Consider the following 14,774-nt stretch of genomic DNA (forward strand, 5'->3'; position numbering starts at 1 on the left):
AACAGCTGCCTTGTTTGGTCGGTTAGCATGCGTCGTGCGTAAGCTTAAAAGCACAGTCTTTTCTTTCAACCAACACACACGTATGAAAACCCGTCAACTGGGCCGCTCCGGCCTCACCGTTTCTGCCCTGGGCCTGGGCTGCATGGGCATGTCCGACTTCTACGGTGGCCAGGACGATGCCGAAAGCACGCGCACCTTGCACCGCGCCCTGGAGCTGGGCGTCACCTTTTTCGACACCGCCGACATGTACGGCCCCTACAAAAACGAAGAGCTGCTCGGCCGTGCCCTCAAAGGCAAGCGCAGCAGCGCCATCATCGCCACCAAATTCGGCATCCAGCGCGACCCCAACGACCCGGCCAAACGCGGCATCAACGGCCGGCCCGAGTATGTGAAAGCCGCATGCGAGGGCAGCCTCAAGCGCCTCGGCACCGACCACATCGACCTGTATTACCAGCACCGCGTCGACCCCAACACGCCCATTGAGGAAACCGTGGGCGCCATGAGCCGCTTGGTGGAGGAAGGCAAAGTCCGCTTCCTTGGCCTGAGCGAAGCCGCGCCCGCCACCGTGCGCCGCGCCGTGGCCGTGCACCCCATTGCCGCCCTGCAAACCGAATACTCGCTCTGGAGCCGCGAGCCGGAAGACGAAATACTGCCCACCATCCATGAGCTGGGCGTCGGGTTTGTGCCGTATTCGCCGCTGGGTCGCGGTTTTCTAACCGGCCAAATCACGAAGTTCGAAGACCTGGAAGCCGATGACTACCGCCGGCACACGCCCCGCTTCCAGGGCGAAAATTTCCAAAAAAACCTCGACCTCGTGGCCCGCATCAAAGACCTGGCCGGCCAAAAGCGCTGCTCCGCCAGCCAATTGGCTCTGGCCTGGGTGCTGGCCCAGGGCGATGACGTAGTGCCCATTCCGGGCACCAAACGTGTGAAATACCTGGAAGAAAACCTGGGCGCCCTGGAAGTCGAACTATCAAAAGACGAACTGGCCCAGCTCGACGAAATCGCGCCCAAAGGCAAGGCCGCCGCTGGCCAGCGCTACCCCGAAGCCATGATGGGGAGCGTCAATGGGTGAATGGGCGAATGGGCGAATGGGCGAATGGTGAATAAAGGTTGAACAAGCAATTAGCAAGAAGCAAACTGGTCGATTGGGCAGTATCTACCTGTGTGACCGCGGCCCTGCACCTTGGTTATTGGGAATGACTGGTTGATGCCGCATCATTCACCCATTCACCCATTCAGCCATTCACCCATTCACCCATTGCTCACGAGGGCAGCAAATCAATCCAGCCGTCTTCGCTGACCACCACGGCCAGGGCGGGGTACTTGCTGCTGTTCACGTAGCGCAGGGCCGAGTTGTAGCGGGCGCCACGCGAGGAGTCGCCTTTGTCGGTGGCCAGGCCGTCGAGGATGGCGCCAATGGCGTGGCACATGCCGTTGGGCTCGATGAGCACGGCCCCGTCGATGTTCGTGACCAGCTTCAGCACCGAGGGCGTCATGATGCGCGGCACCACCCGGAAGCACTGGCGCGTCAGGCGCTTGGCCTCCTGGGCTGCGCCCGTGCTGATGACCAGAATGGTGCCCGTGGGCTGGGTGCTGGCCTTTTGTGCCAGGTCCCAGAGATAATCGGTGCTGTCGGCATCCAGATTCGGAAACACGATGCGGATGATGCGCCCAAAATTATCGGCCGCCACCTGGCCCTGGGGCAGGCGGGGCGTGTTGCTCACCACGCGCATGAGCACGTGGCCGGCGTGGCTCATTTCCCAGCCGTAGTGGTTCGTGAAGTGCACCGTGACCAGGGGCTCGAACTGCGAGTCGGAATCGGGCACGAGTTGGCCCAGGCCAAACACGTGCGAGGCGTCGGAAATCAGGGCGGTGTGGCCCTCGCTCAGCTCCAGCAGCTTGCGGATGGAGCGGTGGTCGCGCATGGGCACGGGCGTTTCCAGGGTCAGCACCGGCACAATGGCCGGGTGCAGGCGCCGGCTCACCAGCATGGTCCCGATGCCTTCGTCGCCCTCGTGGCGCAGGGCGGCCACGCCGTTGCAGGCGTCGTACAGGCCGTGGGTGCCGGCGGGGGCTACCCGCAACATCAGCCGGCGGCCGGCCGAGCGCAGCAGCTCGTTGTGGTCGCGGTCGAGCACGGGCTGGTCGTTGTCGGCGGTGTCGGCTTCGCGCAGGGCGCGGCTGCAGTCGTGCAAAAACTCCAGCACCGCCGCGTGGGGCAGGTTGGCCGGGCGGCCACTGCCGGGCTTGGGAAGGGCGTAATAGCCGTTGTAGCAGTCGGCCGACACTTGCAACACCACCGTCACGAGGTAGCCCTGCAAGCTCACCGGCACCGAGCAGAACGAGCGTCGGTTTTCCCGGCGCGCCGCGGTCAGGCTTTGGAGGGTGCTTTCGGTGGCCTGGCACATCAGTTCGTACCAGTGCTGCTTTTCGCTGCGGTCGTGGTCGTTGGGGTGCAGGTGGTACACGGAGCCTTTGGGTCCCCCGTCCGCTTCGAGCGCGGCGGCGTGTTCTTTCACGTCCTTAAAATCGGCCGGTGAGTAGCGCAGCGAATTGGGCTCCACCACCACGGCGCCGGGCTCGTCCGATTCTTTGGCCGAAGCGAAGCCCAGCAAAAATATTTCGGGACGCAGCCCCCGGTCAAGCAGATTGAAAATGCCTTCGGCAAAGAGTTGAGCCGAAACGCGAAATAGACTTTGGTGTTCCCACATGGGCAGTTTCAGGACGGCCGAATCCCGTTGCGGACCCGACTTCGCCCCGAACTACGGAAAAAAGCGCTTAATAGTGGTACTATGAAACAAATTTCCCGTTTAGATGCTTCATTTGCCGGCCGCAACCCTGTATCTTCGGGATAAACCCGCCACGCCATCCCTCACCGCTAACCCCCCTAAGCCTATGCTCTTCGTCGACATGCTTTTCGTGGTGGCGGTGGCCATCTCCTTCATTCCGATACTGACGGGGTATTGCGCTCACAGCCGCGGCCGCTCGTTCTGGCTCTGGTTTGTGCTCGGCTGGGTGCTGCCGTTCGTTTCTTTTTTCCTGCTTTTCGCCCTCATTGCCCGCGACGAGCTCAACCCCGGCCGCCGCCTGCTGGGCGAAGCCCGCCAAATCCTGCGCGAAGCCGAAGAGCGCGCCAAGGCCCTGAAAGCCGAGCGCTAACCAAGAATTTTACGAATTTCTGAGTTTGGCAACGATGCCCCTGGCCACCCACGCCCCGGTGCTGAAGCAGCCCTGCAGCAGGTAGCCCCCGGTGGGCGCTTCCCAGTCCAGCATTTCGCCGGCCACGTAGGTGTTGGGCCGTTGCCGCAGCATGAAATGCTCATCCACCGCTTCAAAGGCAATGCCGCCGGCGGTGGAAATGGCCTCATCCAACGGGCGCAGCCCGGTTACGGGCAGTGGGAGGGCCACTAGCAGCTCGGCCAGTTGTTCCGCAGTCAGGGGAGTGACTTCCGGCAGCACTTCGCGCACAAGCGTTGGCACGGGCGGGCCCAAGTGCAGCGCCTTCCGCAAAAAATCGGGCAACGAAGCGCCCGCCCGGCGCTGGCGCAGCTTGGCCAACAGCGCAGCGGGGGCCAGGTCGGGTTTGAGGTTGAGGTGCAGCACGGCCGGCTGGCCGCTGGCCAGCGCCGCCCGCACCTGCGGCGTGAGGGCGTACACGGGCGTGCCCTCCAGCCCGTAGTCGGTCAGCATGATTTCGCCGCGCACCTGCGGGCCGTCGTTTACCCGCAGGCCAATGTTTTTGAGGGGTGCACGGCCTACTCGCTCCTTGAAAAAAGACGACCAGCCGACTTCGGCACCGCAGTTGGCCGGCGCAAACGGCACTACCGGCACGCCTAGCTCCTCAAGCAGCGGCACCCAGGCCCCATCGGAGCCGGTTTTGGCCCAGCTGGCGCCGCCCAGCGCCAGCACCGTGGCGGCGGGCTCCAGCACGTACTCAGGACCATCTGAACCGGCGGTTTCGTTGCGCAAGCGCAGGCCCGATGCCCCGGCAAATCCCAGCCAGCGGTGCCGGGTGTGCAGTTCTACGCCCAGCCCGCGCAAGCGCTGCAGCCAAGCCCGAAGCAAGTCGGCGGGTTTGTGCGCGGCTTCCGGAAAGACCCGGCCGCTGGTGCCCACGAACGTGGCAATGCCCAAGTCGGCTGCCCAGGCGCGCAAGTCAGCCGGCGAAAAGTGGCTGAGCAGGTCCTGAAAACGGCTTCCCTGCGACCCGTAGCGTTGTGCAAACGTGCGCAGCTCCTCGGCATTGCTTAGGTTAAAGCCGCCGTGCCCGGCCACCAAAAACTTGCGTCCCACCGTCGCTTGGGCCTCGTACACCCGCACGCGCAGCCCAGCTTCGGCCAGGCGTTGGGCGGCTAGCAGGCCGGCCGGGCCACCGCCGATGACGGCCACAAACGCTTCGCTTAATGCAGAACGAGGAGCGGAGAACGAGGAATTTTCAGACACGCTTGGCAAGTATACTCCTCATTCCTCCTTTTTCACTAAGCACAGCCTTACGCTTCGCTTTCCTGAATAAGCTGCCGCCGGTAGCGGGCCAGAATAGCCGATTTGAGGATGAACCCAAGGTAGCGGCCGTCTTCCTCGCACACGGGCAGCGCCCAGGCCCCGTGCCGGTCAAACAGCGCCAGGGTATGTTCCAAGTCATCGTTGGGGCCTACCACGGCGGGGGCGGGCTCCATCAACTCGCGCACTTGGGTGGTGGCGTAGTGCGCATCGTCAAACAGCGCGTCGCGTACCGAGTCGAGGCTGACCACGCCGAGCAGCCGGCCCCCCGCGGCCACCACCGGGAACAGGTTGCGCGAAGCGTGCCGGAAAACGTCAACCAATTCGCCCAACGTGGTGCTGGGCCGCACCGCAATGAAGTCGGTTTCCAGCAGCTTGCGCGGGTCGAGTTGGGCCAGCAGGCCGCGGTCGCGGTTGGCGTACACGTCCACGCCACGGGCCGTGAGCTTGCGCGTGTACACCGAATACGGCTCGAAATACTTGGTAATGAGGTAGGAGGAACTGCTAACAAGCATCAGCGGCACAAACAGGGCATACCCACCGGTAATTTCCGCAATGAGGAAGATGGCCGTGAGCGGCGCGTGAATAACACCGGCCAGCGTACCGGCCATGCCCAACACCACAAAATGCACCTCCGGGATGTGCGTAAGCCCACTCAGGTTGATGAGCCGGGCAAAGAAGAACCCTGCCAGCGCCCCCGCAAACAACGACGAGCCGAACATGCCACCATTGCCCCCGGCGCCCACCGTGATGCTGGTAGCCACCACCTTCAGCAGCAAGCTAAACAGCACCAGCACCAGCAAAAGCCACGGGTTGTTGTCCTGGTAAACCGAGAAAATACTGGCGTCGGTCAGCCGCTCGGAGTGGCCGCGCAGCAGCAGTTCCACGGTGTTGTAGCCCTCGCCGTAAAGGGTCGGGAAGAGGAAAATGAGCAGGCCCAGGGCCGTGCCACCCATCAGCACCTTGCGCCAGTCCAGGCCAGGCCACCGGTCAAAAAACTTCTCGAACCAGTGGTAGGTCCGAATCATGTAAACCGAGAAAAAGGCTGTAAACAAGCCCAGCAGCACGTAAAACGGCACCGCATCGAGAGGCCAGCTGGTGGTAATGAGCACGAAAGGCTGACCCGCGTAAAGCGCTTTGGACACCACCGTGGCCGTGGCCGACGAGATGAGCAGTGGAATAAAATACTGCGCCGGCAGCTCCAGCAAAATGGTTTCCACAGCGAACAGCACGCCCGCAATGGGAGAGTTAAAGATGGCCGCCACGCCTGCTGCTGCCCCACAGCCCGTGAGCAAACGCCGCCGGCGCCGGTCGAGGTGCAGCACCCGGCCCGAATTGGAGCCGATGGCCGCGCCCGTCACCGAAATGGGTGCCTCGGTACCGGCCGAGCCCCCAAAAGTGACCGTCAGAAACGCCGTGACCAGCTGGGAGTACAGCTTGGAGCGGGGCACCACGCTGCCCTCGCGGGCGGTGTTGTAGATGATGGGGCCAATGCCGCGGCCCAGTTGGCCCCCCAGAAAATACTTGGTAAACAGCACCGTGAGCGTGATGCCGATGAGGGGATACACCGACAGTGCAAACACCCGGCTGGGCTCCGAAATGCCGCCTTGCAGCATTTCCTGGCCCCACCGTACCGAAATTTTGAGCAGTACCGCCGCCAAGCCGGCTGCCGCGCCCACCAACACGCTCAGCAGGAGCATGTACATCCGCTCGCTGATGTGGCGCGCCCGCCAAACAAGCATAGGACGCAACAATCGGTGGACGGCGTGGTGAGGCATGAGCGAAAGAGGGCAGTTAACGCAGTAGTAGCAACGCAAAAAACGGGCCGGCAGATGTTGAAAATCGGCAAAAGCTCGTTGAGCCCGACTCTTTACGCGTTGAAACTGCGGACTATTCCCTCAGATGTGGTGTGCAGCGGCTGCGAAGCCGCTTGCACAAATTTATTGCAACTAAACCAGGCCTCGCACTTTAAAAGCAATCTGATTCAGAAAAAACTAGGCCGCCGCTGGAACATGCGTGCGTTTCAAGTGGGCACGCAGTTGCGAGAGTGGGGCGTTGTGCTCGTAAAGCAGGTTGCGCCAGAGGCTCTGAATGAGCAGGAGCAGTTGCAGCGTGTTCAGGTCGGGGGCGTCGGCGCCCACTTCGGTAAAGGCTTGCTTAAGCAGGTTATCAATCGGGCTCATGAAGCGCTGGAAGTACTTCTGCACCAGCGGCCGGTTAAACTCCTTGTCCTGCATCTTCCAGAAGTCGGGCTCGTCGTGCACCAGTTTGTAGGGGAGGTCGATGACGTTTTCAATGAGCGTCCGAGGGTTCTTCTCGGTTAGGATGCCGCGGTTGGCTTCCACAATGCGCCGAAACCCTTGCTTGATGAGGTACTCAAAGAGTTTTTCCTTGCTGAGAAAATATTTGAAAAGCAGGGCTTCCGACACGCCGGCTTGCCGAGCGATGAGCTGCGTTGAGGTGCTATCGTACCCGCGTTCTCCGAAAAGCTGAAGAGCGGCTTGTTCAATTTTAGAATGACTGGTCATGGTCCAACCGGGTAGAAGAAAAAAAATGGATAGTTGGAATCGGACAGTTGTTGCCCTAGCAGTCTGCAGGAGACCGCGGCAAGATAAGGCCTTGAGAACGGTGCCGACTGCACTATTGACGAGTTTGCTGGCGTTTGCGAACGCGTCGAGAGGGCAAAAAAATACAGCCGGTCAAATCGAGGGTTTCGATTTAACCGGCTGTAACGTGTTGAAAGCTTTTAGACTTTCAACCAATTTTATTCCCAGATGGGGTGGGAGACACCTGGCGAAAAGAACGTAGAAGTTGTCTAACGGGTCAACCAGTCAATCGTTTCCCATTAGCTGAAGCAAAGGTAGGCCACAACAGCGGGAGTACCGATGAGTAGTGACTCACTAAGTGTGAGCAAACACTCACTAGTATTGATTACCAGCTATATAAAATGGCGGTTTCTGAAGCGGGTGGGATGGGGTATGCGCTCATTTTCACCTAAATGCTCGTCAGAGATTGGCCGGCGCGACGTTTTATAGCTCCATGATGTCCTCGTTCCAGAGGGTGGGCTCTGCTTGGATAAACTCATCCATCATGTCGACGCACTCTTGCAAATCAAGGTCTACTACTTCCACACCATGGCTCTCCAGGAAAGCACGCGACTCGCCAAACGTGCGCGACTCGCCCACGATGACCTTGGGGATTTTGAATTGCACGATGGTGCCAGCGCACATGTAGCACGGCATCAGCGTGGTGTAGATGACGGTGTCGCGGTAGGTGCGCTGGCGGCCGGCGTTGGTCAGGCAATCCATTTCGCCGTGCTTGATGGGGGAGTCTTCCTGCACGCGCTTGTTGTGGCCCTGGCCCACAATTTTACCGTCGCGGATGAGCACCGAGCCGATGGGAATGCCTCCTTGCGAACGGCCCAGGCGGGCTTCGTCGATGGCGGCTTGCATGAATTCGTCTTTTTGGGGTTGGTTGGACATATAGAAGGGAAGTGAATTAGCGTGCGCAAATGCCTTTGTAGGGGCAATGTTCGCACTTTTTGAAATCATCGGTTTTGCGGATAGGCTCGTTGGGGTCGAGGATGCGCAGCACAATCTTGGTGACCAGCTCTTCCGAGGTCTGCACGAAATCCTGGCCCTCGCTGGTGAGAAAACTTAAGTCCGCTGAGAGCAGGCCTTTGTCTAGGTTTCGCATCGAAACGATGGCGGTGTTCTCGGTTTCGCGCTTTTCGGTGCTGGCCAGCATGAACCGGTACAGCCACAACTGCCGCACTTTGTCGGCGCTCGAGGAGGCTTCGTAGAGCAGGCGCTCGGTGGCTTCGGCGGGGGTGAAGCGGTTGCGGTAGCCGGTCAGGTTTAGGTCGTTGGCTTCGACGAGGCCAGTTTTGTAGTCTACCACGCGCAGGCGGCCGTCGGGCAGTTGGTCCACTCGGTCGGCTTTGCCGAAGAGGCGCACTGCCAGGCGGCCCGACTCCGGCACATCCACAAATACGGTGGCGGCCAGGTCTTTTTCCAGGCTGAAAAGTCGCAGCGGCAGCCCTTCTTTCTCCTCCAAGCCTTCGAGGTAGCGCGTGATGAGGCGCACGGCCACTTGCCCGTACACGTGGTTGAGGCCTTCGTCGGGGCGGGCGTGCTTTTCGGTTTCTTCCTGGCGCAGGGCTTTGCGCACTTCCTCGGCCGCTTGTTTCACCAGGTTGGGGATGTCGGCCGCGGTGAGGGGGCAGGCGTCCTGCTCGAAAGGCCGCATGAGGTTTTCGAGCGCCGCGTGCACCATCGTGCCGAAGCTGCCCGCTTCCAGGGTTTCTTCCACGGCTTCGTTTTCGTAGAAACGGGCCACTTTCGAAAAGTAGAAGCGAAGCGAGCAGGCCAGGAAGTCATTCAGGCGCGAAGGCGAGATGTTGCGTTCGAGCACGCCGCGCAGGGCGGCCAGCATCTCGGCGTCCTTCTCCAGAATTAGGTCGCCTTCGTAGGCGTCAACCCCCACTTCGGTTTCTGGCCCAACTACCGAAACGGCCAAATCCTCCAGCGTGAGCTGCGGGTTTTGGGGCAGTAAGTCGTTCTGCAGTTGCAACAGAAAGCGGCTGCGCTCGCCGCTCTTGATGCCTTCGGCGCCGGGCAGCACGTGTACCAAGTCCACGCGCTGGGTGCGCTGCAGCAGGCGCCAGAAGTTGTAGGCCGTGATGGCCTCGGCATCGGCGTAAGTGGGCAGCTTGAACTCGGTGAGGACGTCGTACGGGAAAAGCGACTGCTGCTTTTTGGGCGCCGGCAGCACGCCTTCGTTGCAGCTGAGGATGATGACGTGGTCGAAGTCCAGGGCCCGGGTTTCGAGCAAACCCATCACCTGCACGTCGGCCAGCGGCTCACCCGAGAAGGGCAGGCGGGTGCGGGCCATTTGCTCGTACAGGAACCGCCGGAAGGAGCGCACCGACAGGCGCTGCTCGCGGCAGTCGAAGGCCGAGTCGAGCTGCTTGATGAGGGTGTAAAACAGGTAAAGGTATTCGGCTTCAATGCCCGACTGCTTGTCAGCATACACTTGCTTGAGCAAGTCAATCAGCGTGTGGCAGGCCGCGATGATGTCGTCGCAGTTGTTCCAGGTGTTGAACAGCGCCTCGATGAGCGGGTGGTGCGCTCCGAGCTTCAGCAGCTCGGTGGCGGGCAGCAGCACGGCGTTGAGGCGCACGATTTCGCGGCACACCTGGTCCAGAACGCCGTGGTACTGGGGCTGGTCGGGCTGCCGGTCGAGCCACTGCTGGTAGCGGCGCAGAAAGGGATGGCTCAGCAGCTTGGTCACCGCCAAATGGTGGTAGCGCGGTACGCCGTAGCCCGATTCGGCGCTGCCTTCCCGAATGCCGGTAAGGTGCACCTCGAACAGCAAATCGACCAGGTTGAAGAGGGGCGTGGCCTGGAAGCTCAGGCCCATGGTCACGTTGTAGTCGGGCACCTCGTCGGGCGGCAGGCCGTGGAGCACCGGCAGCAGCAGCGTCTCGTCGGGCAGCACAATGGCCACGCTGGCGTCGGGGTACTGGCGGCGGGCTTCGGCCAGGAGCTGGCCGGCCAGCTTGCCTTGCATGCTGGGGTTGGCCACGCCCAGGTAGCGCACGTGGCGGGGCTGGCCGCGCAGCCATTCCACGCCGCCGCCCATGTGCTCGCGGGGCAGGTTCCACTGCTTGAAGTAGCGGCGCAGGTGCTGCCCGGCCCGGTTGGGCGAGTCGAGGTCGAGGTAGAAGGGGTCGGCGTCGAAGCGGACTTCGGCCCGGCCCGCCCCGATGAGCAGGCGAATGAGCTTTTCTTCGGAGCGCGACAAGTTGCCCAGGCCCACGAACACGTGCTGCACGGGGGCAGGTGCGGCGGGGTCGGCCAGCTGTTTCTCCAGCTTTTCCACGGCGCGGCGGTAGGCCAGGCCGGGGTAGGCCAGGTGCGTGGCCAGCATGCGGCGCTGCAGCTCGCGGTACACTTTTTCGAGCTGGTCCCAGAAGCTAAACGAGTGCGCGGCGGCGCGACTGTTGGCGGGCAGGGCTTCGAGGTCCCAACGCTCCAGGGCTTTGGCTTGGCTGAGGTATTCGAACACCTTGCGAGTGGGCGCCAGGTTCTGGTCGAGGTTGGAGAAGTCGCTCAGCAGCAGGCCGGCCCAACCCACGAACCGGTCAAAGTCGAGGTCGGCATCGATGCCTTTGAGGATGTCGTAGAGCAGCAGCTGCAGGGCAATGGGCTCTTCGACTTGCACGCCGGCCAGCTCCACCATGTAGTCTTCCATGGCGGCCACGCGCGGGGCCCACAGCGGCGAACCCATGGGCAGGGCCAAGGCCAACTCGTTCTTCAAATAGACCACGGCGCGGCGCGTGGGCACCACGACCACAATGTCGGACAACTCGTCGAGGGGGCCCGAGCCGTAGCGTTCCAGCAACTCGCGCGCGGTCTGGGCCAGGAAGGAAACAGGAGCCGCCAGCGGGTCGGCGGGCGCCGCAAGGGGAAAGGGAGCAGGGTGGGCAGGCATCGAAGCAAAGATACCCGGTGAGGGCGGGGCGAAACCGTTGAACAGCCTTTGCTAGCACGGGTGTTCCAGGCTCGGCTCGGTTTCGCACTGGGTTAGAAAATCCCGCAACAACGCCATGAGTTCGGGCCGGGTGTGCGGGCGCGGAACGAGCAGGCCCGGAACGTCCGGGGGCACGTACCCCAGGAAGGTGCGCAGGTCCTGCGCCTGCGCTACCCGGAAGCCCATGGACCACGTCCGGAACGTGCGCTGCTCGCACAGTCCTTCGCTGAACACTTGCTGATTGTAGTGGCGGGTATCGCGCACAATGCGGTGGTAGTACAGGTTGCGCACGGCTTCGCGGGAGCCTTCCAGCACCTGCAGAAACCGGCCGTCGGGGGTGTAAAGCAGCAGGCCCGTGATGTGGTGGCGCCGGTTGTAAGCCCGGGACCATTGCAGCAAGGCCAGCAGTTCAGGCTCCTCAAAAGGTACCAGCGAGAGGCTTTGGTAAACAAGTTGATAGAGGTCCATGAGTGCGAGGACTACGGTAAAACACGGCGGCGCAGGCAATACCAAACGCTGGCGCCCAGTCAGTCGTGGCACTGACCATCACAAGTATACGAAAATGGCTCACCAAAGTGCACGTTCCGTTCGGGCGGTGGTGGTTGCGGCTTTCGCAAGTGCCCATGGTGGGCGCTGATGCGGGGCAACTGTGGCCGACGCCAGCGGGGGACAGAAGAATTGGCTCATCAGAAGATTGAGGCTTTTATTTACCTCGACAATTTAATTTCGAAAGCCATGCGCATTCAGCTACCCTTTGCCTTCGTCGCCGTGCTGGCCGCCACTGCCGCCCACGCCCAGACGCCCACGCTGCCCGACCCCGCCGCCGTGCCCAACCCACCGCCCGAGCCCCTCTGGCGCAAGTCCGGCAAAGCGGGCCTGGGCCTCAACGAGTCGTTGCTGAGCAGCAACTGGCGCGGCGGCGGCGTGAACACCATCGGCTTCAACGCCCTGGCCAACCTTCGAGCCAACCGCAAGCTGGGCGTTAATTCTTTCGACAACGAATCTGACTTCCTCTTTGCCTTTTCCGAAACCAAGGGCCTGGGCTACCGCAAGGGGCAGGACCGGCTCTACCTCGACACGAAGTACGGCCGCGACATCAGCTCCGACTGGAACATGTTTCTTTCCCTGAACTTGCTCACCCAGTTCGCCCCCGGCTACAAGTACGACGAAGACGCCGCCGGCAACGACCGGGCCCGCCAGACTTCCGATTTCTTCGCCCCTGGCTTTCTGACTGCGGCCTACGGCTTCGAGTACCACCCCAATCCCACTTTCCGGGTGCGGCTGGCGCCCTTCGCGCCGCGCCTTACCGTGGTGAGCCGCACCGAGCGTTTCGTGGAAGTGCTGGGCGAAAAGCCTTACGGCGTGCGGCCCGGCCGCAGCTCCCGCTGGGAAATCCTGGCCGCCCAGGTGCTGGCCGAGTACGACAAAAACCTCAGCCCCACCGTCAATCTCAAGGCCCGCTACGTGCTGTTTGCCAACTACAGCAACTTCAACACCAAGGAAATTGACCACCGCCTCGACCTCGGCCTCACCGCCAAAGTGGGCAAATACGTCAACATCGCCGTCAACGGCATTGCCCTCTACGACTTCGACCAAGACGCCGGCGTGCAGTACTCGCAGGGCCTCACCATCGGGGTGGCCTACGCCTTCCAGAATTTTGTGGAGGAGAAGAAGTAGGGTAGGAACCCCCTGTTATTCTTATGCTTGAACCAACGCCCCCGCGCTCTTTCGGAGTTTGACTCCGGAAGCAGAGCCGTTGCGGAGTTTCACTCCGCTCGCATGGGGGCGTTAGTTCTATGGCGGGGACTACAAGTCCCTAGCAGTCGGCTTCCGGAGTCAAACTCCGAAAGAGCGGTTTGATTGCGGGCCAACTGGCGGGAGAGCGGCGCCTTAGAGCGTGAAATCCTTCTCAATGTTCCAGGTGCCAGGCTTGGTGAATGTTTCGAGGGTTTTGAGCACGGGCAGCGAAAACGATTTGGTGATGGTTTTCGAAGGAGCTTCGCCCAAGTCGCCTGTGCTCAAAACGCATTTACGGGTCAAGAAATTATAGCTGTACTCCTGGAAAGTGTAACTCATGCGGCCCGTAACTGAAACGTCGGCGCCAATCAAGACGAAATGGCGGCCATCGTGCCGGAATTTGTACGCGCTGGTGGACGTATCATCATGGGAATCTTTGCGAAAGTACTGGAAACCGATTTTTAAAGCCCCCCGGGCAATGGAAATTCCGGTGAAGGGGTCATCCATTTCGGGGTCTTCTTGGGTTAAAATAAACGAATTGCTTTGCGCGCTTAAGGCATAGCCCTTGTTTCCCGCCGATTTGAACAGGACGACCAATATCCGGGGCAGTGCCGAGGCGGTTGAGTCCTGCTCATCGGCCACTCCGTTTCTGGTTGAGCGCTCCAGCACCAGCGCCGCATCGGCCAGGCCGTCCTTGTTCAAGTCGCCGGTTGCCTGGTCGCGTATTTCCCAGCCTGAAGGCACAAAGTCGGTTAGCTGTTGCGCGTTGCGTTTGATAGCAGGGTATTGAAATTGTTGGGCGCATGCTTCACTGACTAAAAAGCTCAGGACGAAAGCAGTAGTAAGCTTCATTACCTGATAATGGCAACGTGAAAAAGCAATGAGCATTGGGGGTAATCCAGGAAATCGGCGGGTAATGGTAGCCTCGTTTAGCGCTTATAAATAGCTTTTTTGATGTTCGGCCGTCGCTACCGCAGCGCGTAAATCCGCTCAATTATCTCCACCACCTTCAATCCTTCTAGCGCATTAGTTGAAGCGGAGCTGCGCTGTTGCACGGTGTCCACCACGTTGTCGATGACTTGTACGTGGTTGGCGGCCGAGCCCTGGAAGGCGCCGTAGTGGTTGGCGGGGTTGGTGGGGGGCAAGTCGGGCAGGGTGTAGCCCTCTACGTGGCAGTACTCCACCTTGTCCATGTATTGGCCGGCAATGCGCAGGCTGCCGCGCTCGGCCACCACGGTGAGGCTGCTTTCGAGGTTGCGGTCCCACACGGCGGTGCTGTAGCTGAGGGTGCCGCTGCCGCCGCGCACCAAGTCGAAGGTGACAAGGCCGCTGTCCTCGAATTCCGTTAGGCCGGCGTGGGTGAAATCGCGGAAGCGGGCCGACAGGTTGGTAACGTCGCCGAATATCCAATACAGCAAATCCACGAAGTGGCTGAACTGGGTGAAGAGGGTGCCGCCGTCCAGGGCCTGGGTACCTTTCCAGCCGCCGGTGCGGTAGTAGCGGGCGTCGCGGTTCCAGAAGCAGTTGAGTTGCACCAAAAACACCTGGCCGAGGCGGCCTTCGTCCACAATCTGCTTTAGCCAGGCGGCGGGCGGGGAATAGCGGTTCTGCATCACCCCAAACACCAGCTTTCCGGTTTGCTGGGCCGTCTGCACGATGGCCTCCGCATCGGCTGTGGTGAGGGCAATGGGCTTCTCGATGACCACGTGCAGGCCCTGGCGCAGGCCCGCCACCGCTTGCGGGGCGTGCCAGCCGTTGGGCGTAGCCACGGTGAGCACATCGGTCGGGGGGCCGGTTTGCAGGTATTCTTCGAGGGAAGCGAAGAACGGCACGCCGGGAAACTCGCTGGCCAGGCCGGGCCGCAAGTCGGTCCGGACGTCAATCAGTGCGGCGAGTTCGGCCCCCTTGTGGCGTGAAACCAGCGCGGCGTGACGGCGGCCGATGTGGCCCACGCCGCATATGGCGAAGCGAACAGAAGTACTTCTGGCTGAGTGGCTCAC

Annotated in this window: 12 protein-coding genes; 3 read left to right on the forward strand and 9 right to left on the reverse strand. The window is 61.4% G+C overall.

Annotation, left to right across the window (positions count from 1 at the left end; translation table 11 throughout):
* Positions 1-82 precede the first annotated feature (82 nt).
* On the forward strand, positions 83-1,075 hold the full coding sequence (locus tag VF629_RS08280) for an aldo/keto reductase (RefSeq protein ID WP_331057998.1): 993 nt from the start codon (positions 83-85) through the stop codon (positions 1,073-1,075).
* 190 nt (positions 1,076-1,265) lie between these two features.
* Here VF629_RS08280 and VF629_RS08285 read toward each other — a convergent pair whose 3' ends face one another.
* On the reverse strand, positions 1,266-2,714 hold the full coding sequence (locus VF629_RS08285) for a DNA integrity scanning protein DisA nucleotide-binding domain protein (RefSeq protein ID WP_331057999.1): 1,449 nt from the start codon (positions 2,712-2,714) through the stop codon (positions 1,266-1,268).
* A 184-nt stretch (positions 2,715-2,898) separates the two neighbouring features.
* Between VF629_RS08285 and VF629_RS08290 the strand changes: the two genes are divergently transcribed.
* On the forward strand, positions 2,899-3,162 hold the full coding sequence (locus VF629_RS08290; RefSeq protein WP_331058000.1) for a hypothetical protein: 264 nt from the start codon (positions 2,899-2,901) through the stop codon (positions 3,160-3,162).
* 9 nt (positions 3,163-3,171) lie between these two features.
* Here the strand turns inward: VF629_RS08290 and VF629_RS08295 are convergent, their stop codons facing one another.
* The 6 genes from VF629_RS08295 to VF629_RS08320 form a co-directional block, all read right to left on the reverse strand.
* Positions 3,172-4,446, reverse strand: a complete 1,275-nt coding sequence (locus VF629_RS08295; protein WP_331058001.1) for a TIGR03862 family flavoprotein — start codon at positions 4,444-4,446, stop codon at positions 3,172-3,174.
* 47 nt (positions 4,447-4,493) lie between these two features.
* Positions 4,494-6,245, reverse strand: a complete 1,752-nt coding sequence (locus tag VF629_RS08300; protein WP_331058002.1) for a chloride channel protein — start codon at positions 6,243-6,245, stop codon at positions 4,494-4,496.
* 252 nt (positions 6,246-6,497) lie between these two features.
* Positions 6,498-7,031: a helix-turn-helix domain-containing protein gene (locus VF629_RS08305; protein ID WP_331058003.1), complete on the reverse strand. Its 534-nt coding sequence runs from the start codon at positions 7,029-7,031 to the stop codon at positions 6,498-6,500.
* Positions 7,032-7,532: 501 nt separating this feature from the next.
* Positions 7,533-7,985 (reverse strand): nucleoside deaminase, encoded by a 453-nt coding sequence (locus VF629_RS08310; RefSeq protein WP_331058004.1) that lies wholly within the window; start codon positions 7,983-7,985, stop codon positions 7,533-7,535.
* 16 nt (positions 7,986-8,001) lie between these two features.
* Entirely contained in the window at positions 8,002-10,998 is a 2,997-nt protein-coding gene (locus tag VF629_RS08315) for a PD-(D/E)XK nuclease family protein (RefSeq protein WP_331058005.1), read from the reverse strand.
* A gap of 51 nt (positions 10,999-11,049) precedes the next feature.
* Entirely contained in the window at positions 11,050-11,505 is a 456-nt protein-coding gene (locus VF629_RS08320) for a BLUF domain-containing protein (RefSeq protein ID WP_331058006.1), read from the reverse strand.
* A 267-nt stretch (positions 11,506-11,772) separates the two neighbouring features.
* On the opposite strand from VF629_RS08320, the gene VF629_RS08325 reads away from it, so the two are divergent.
* Complete coding sequence (locus VF629_RS08325) at positions 11,773-12,714, forward strand: DUF3078 domain-containing protein (protein WP_331058007.1); 942 nt, start codon at positions 11,773-11,775, stop codon at positions 12,712-12,714.
* A gap of 213 nt (positions 12,715-12,927) precedes the next feature.
* Here VF629_RS08325 and VF629_RS08330 read toward each other — a convergent pair whose 3' ends face one another.
* Together VF629_RS08330 and VF629_RS08335 are read right to left on the reverse strand one after the other, a co-directional pair.
* Complete coding sequence (locus VF629_RS08330; protein ID WP_331058008.1) at positions 12,928-13,662, reverse strand: hypothetical protein; 735 nt, start codon at positions 13,660-13,662, stop codon at positions 12,928-12,930.
* Positions 13,663-13,742: 80 nt separating this feature from the next.
* On the reverse strand, positions 13,743-14,774 hold the full coding sequence (locus VF629_RS08335) for a Gfo/Idh/MocA family oxidoreductase (RefSeq protein ID WP_331058009.1): 1,032 nt from the start codon (positions 14,772-14,774) through the stop codon (positions 13,743-13,745).

The organism is Hymenobacter sp. (genome assembly GCF_036388155.1).
Taxonomy (GTDB): Bacteria; Bacteroidota; Bacteroidia; order Cytophagales; family Hymenobacteraceae; genus Hymenobacter.

Excerpts from the sequence above, each read along its gene's own strand:
- VF629_RS08310 (WP_331058004.1), bottom strand. The coding sequence starts at position 7,985 with ATGTCCAACCAACCCCAAAAAGACGAATTCATGCAAGCCGCCATCGAC.
- VF629_RS08325 (WP_331058007.1), top strand. The coding sequence starts at position 11,773 with ATGCGCATTCAGCTACCCTTTGCCTTCGTCGCCGTGCTGGCCGCCACT.
- VF629_RS08330 (WP_331058008.1), bottom strand. The coding sequence starts at position 13,662 with ATGCTCATTGCTTTTTCACGTTGCCATTATCAGGTAATGAAGCTTACT.
- VF629_RS08320 (WP_331058006.1), bottom strand. The coding sequence starts at position 11,505 with ATGGACCTCTATCAACTTGTTTACCAAAGCCTCTCGCTGGTACCTTTT.
- VF629_RS08290 (WP_331058000.1), top strand. The coding sequence starts at position 2,899 with ATGCTCTTCGTCGACATGCTTTTCGTGGTGGCGGTGGCCATCTCCTTC.
- VF629_RS08280 (WP_331057998.1), top strand. The coding sequence starts at position 83 with ATGAAAACCCGTCAACTGGGCCGCTCCGGCCTCACCGTTTCTGCCCTG.
- VF629_RS08285 (WP_331057999.1), bottom strand. The coding sequence starts at position 2,714 with ATGTGGGAACACCAAAGTCTATTTCGCGTTTCGGCTCAACTCTTTGCC.
- VF629_RS08315 (WP_331058005.1), bottom strand. The coding sequence starts at position 10,998 with ATGCCTGCCCACCCTGCTCCCTTTCCCCTTGCGGCGCCCGCCGACCCG.
- VF629_RS08300 (WP_331058002.1), bottom strand. The coding sequence starts at position 6,245 with ATGCTTGTTTGGCGGGCGCGCCACATCAGCGAGCGGATGTACATGCTC.
- VF629_RS08305 (WP_331058003.1), bottom strand. The coding sequence starts at position 7,031 with ATGACCAGTCATTCTAAAATTGAACAAGCCGCTCTTCAGCTTTTCGGA.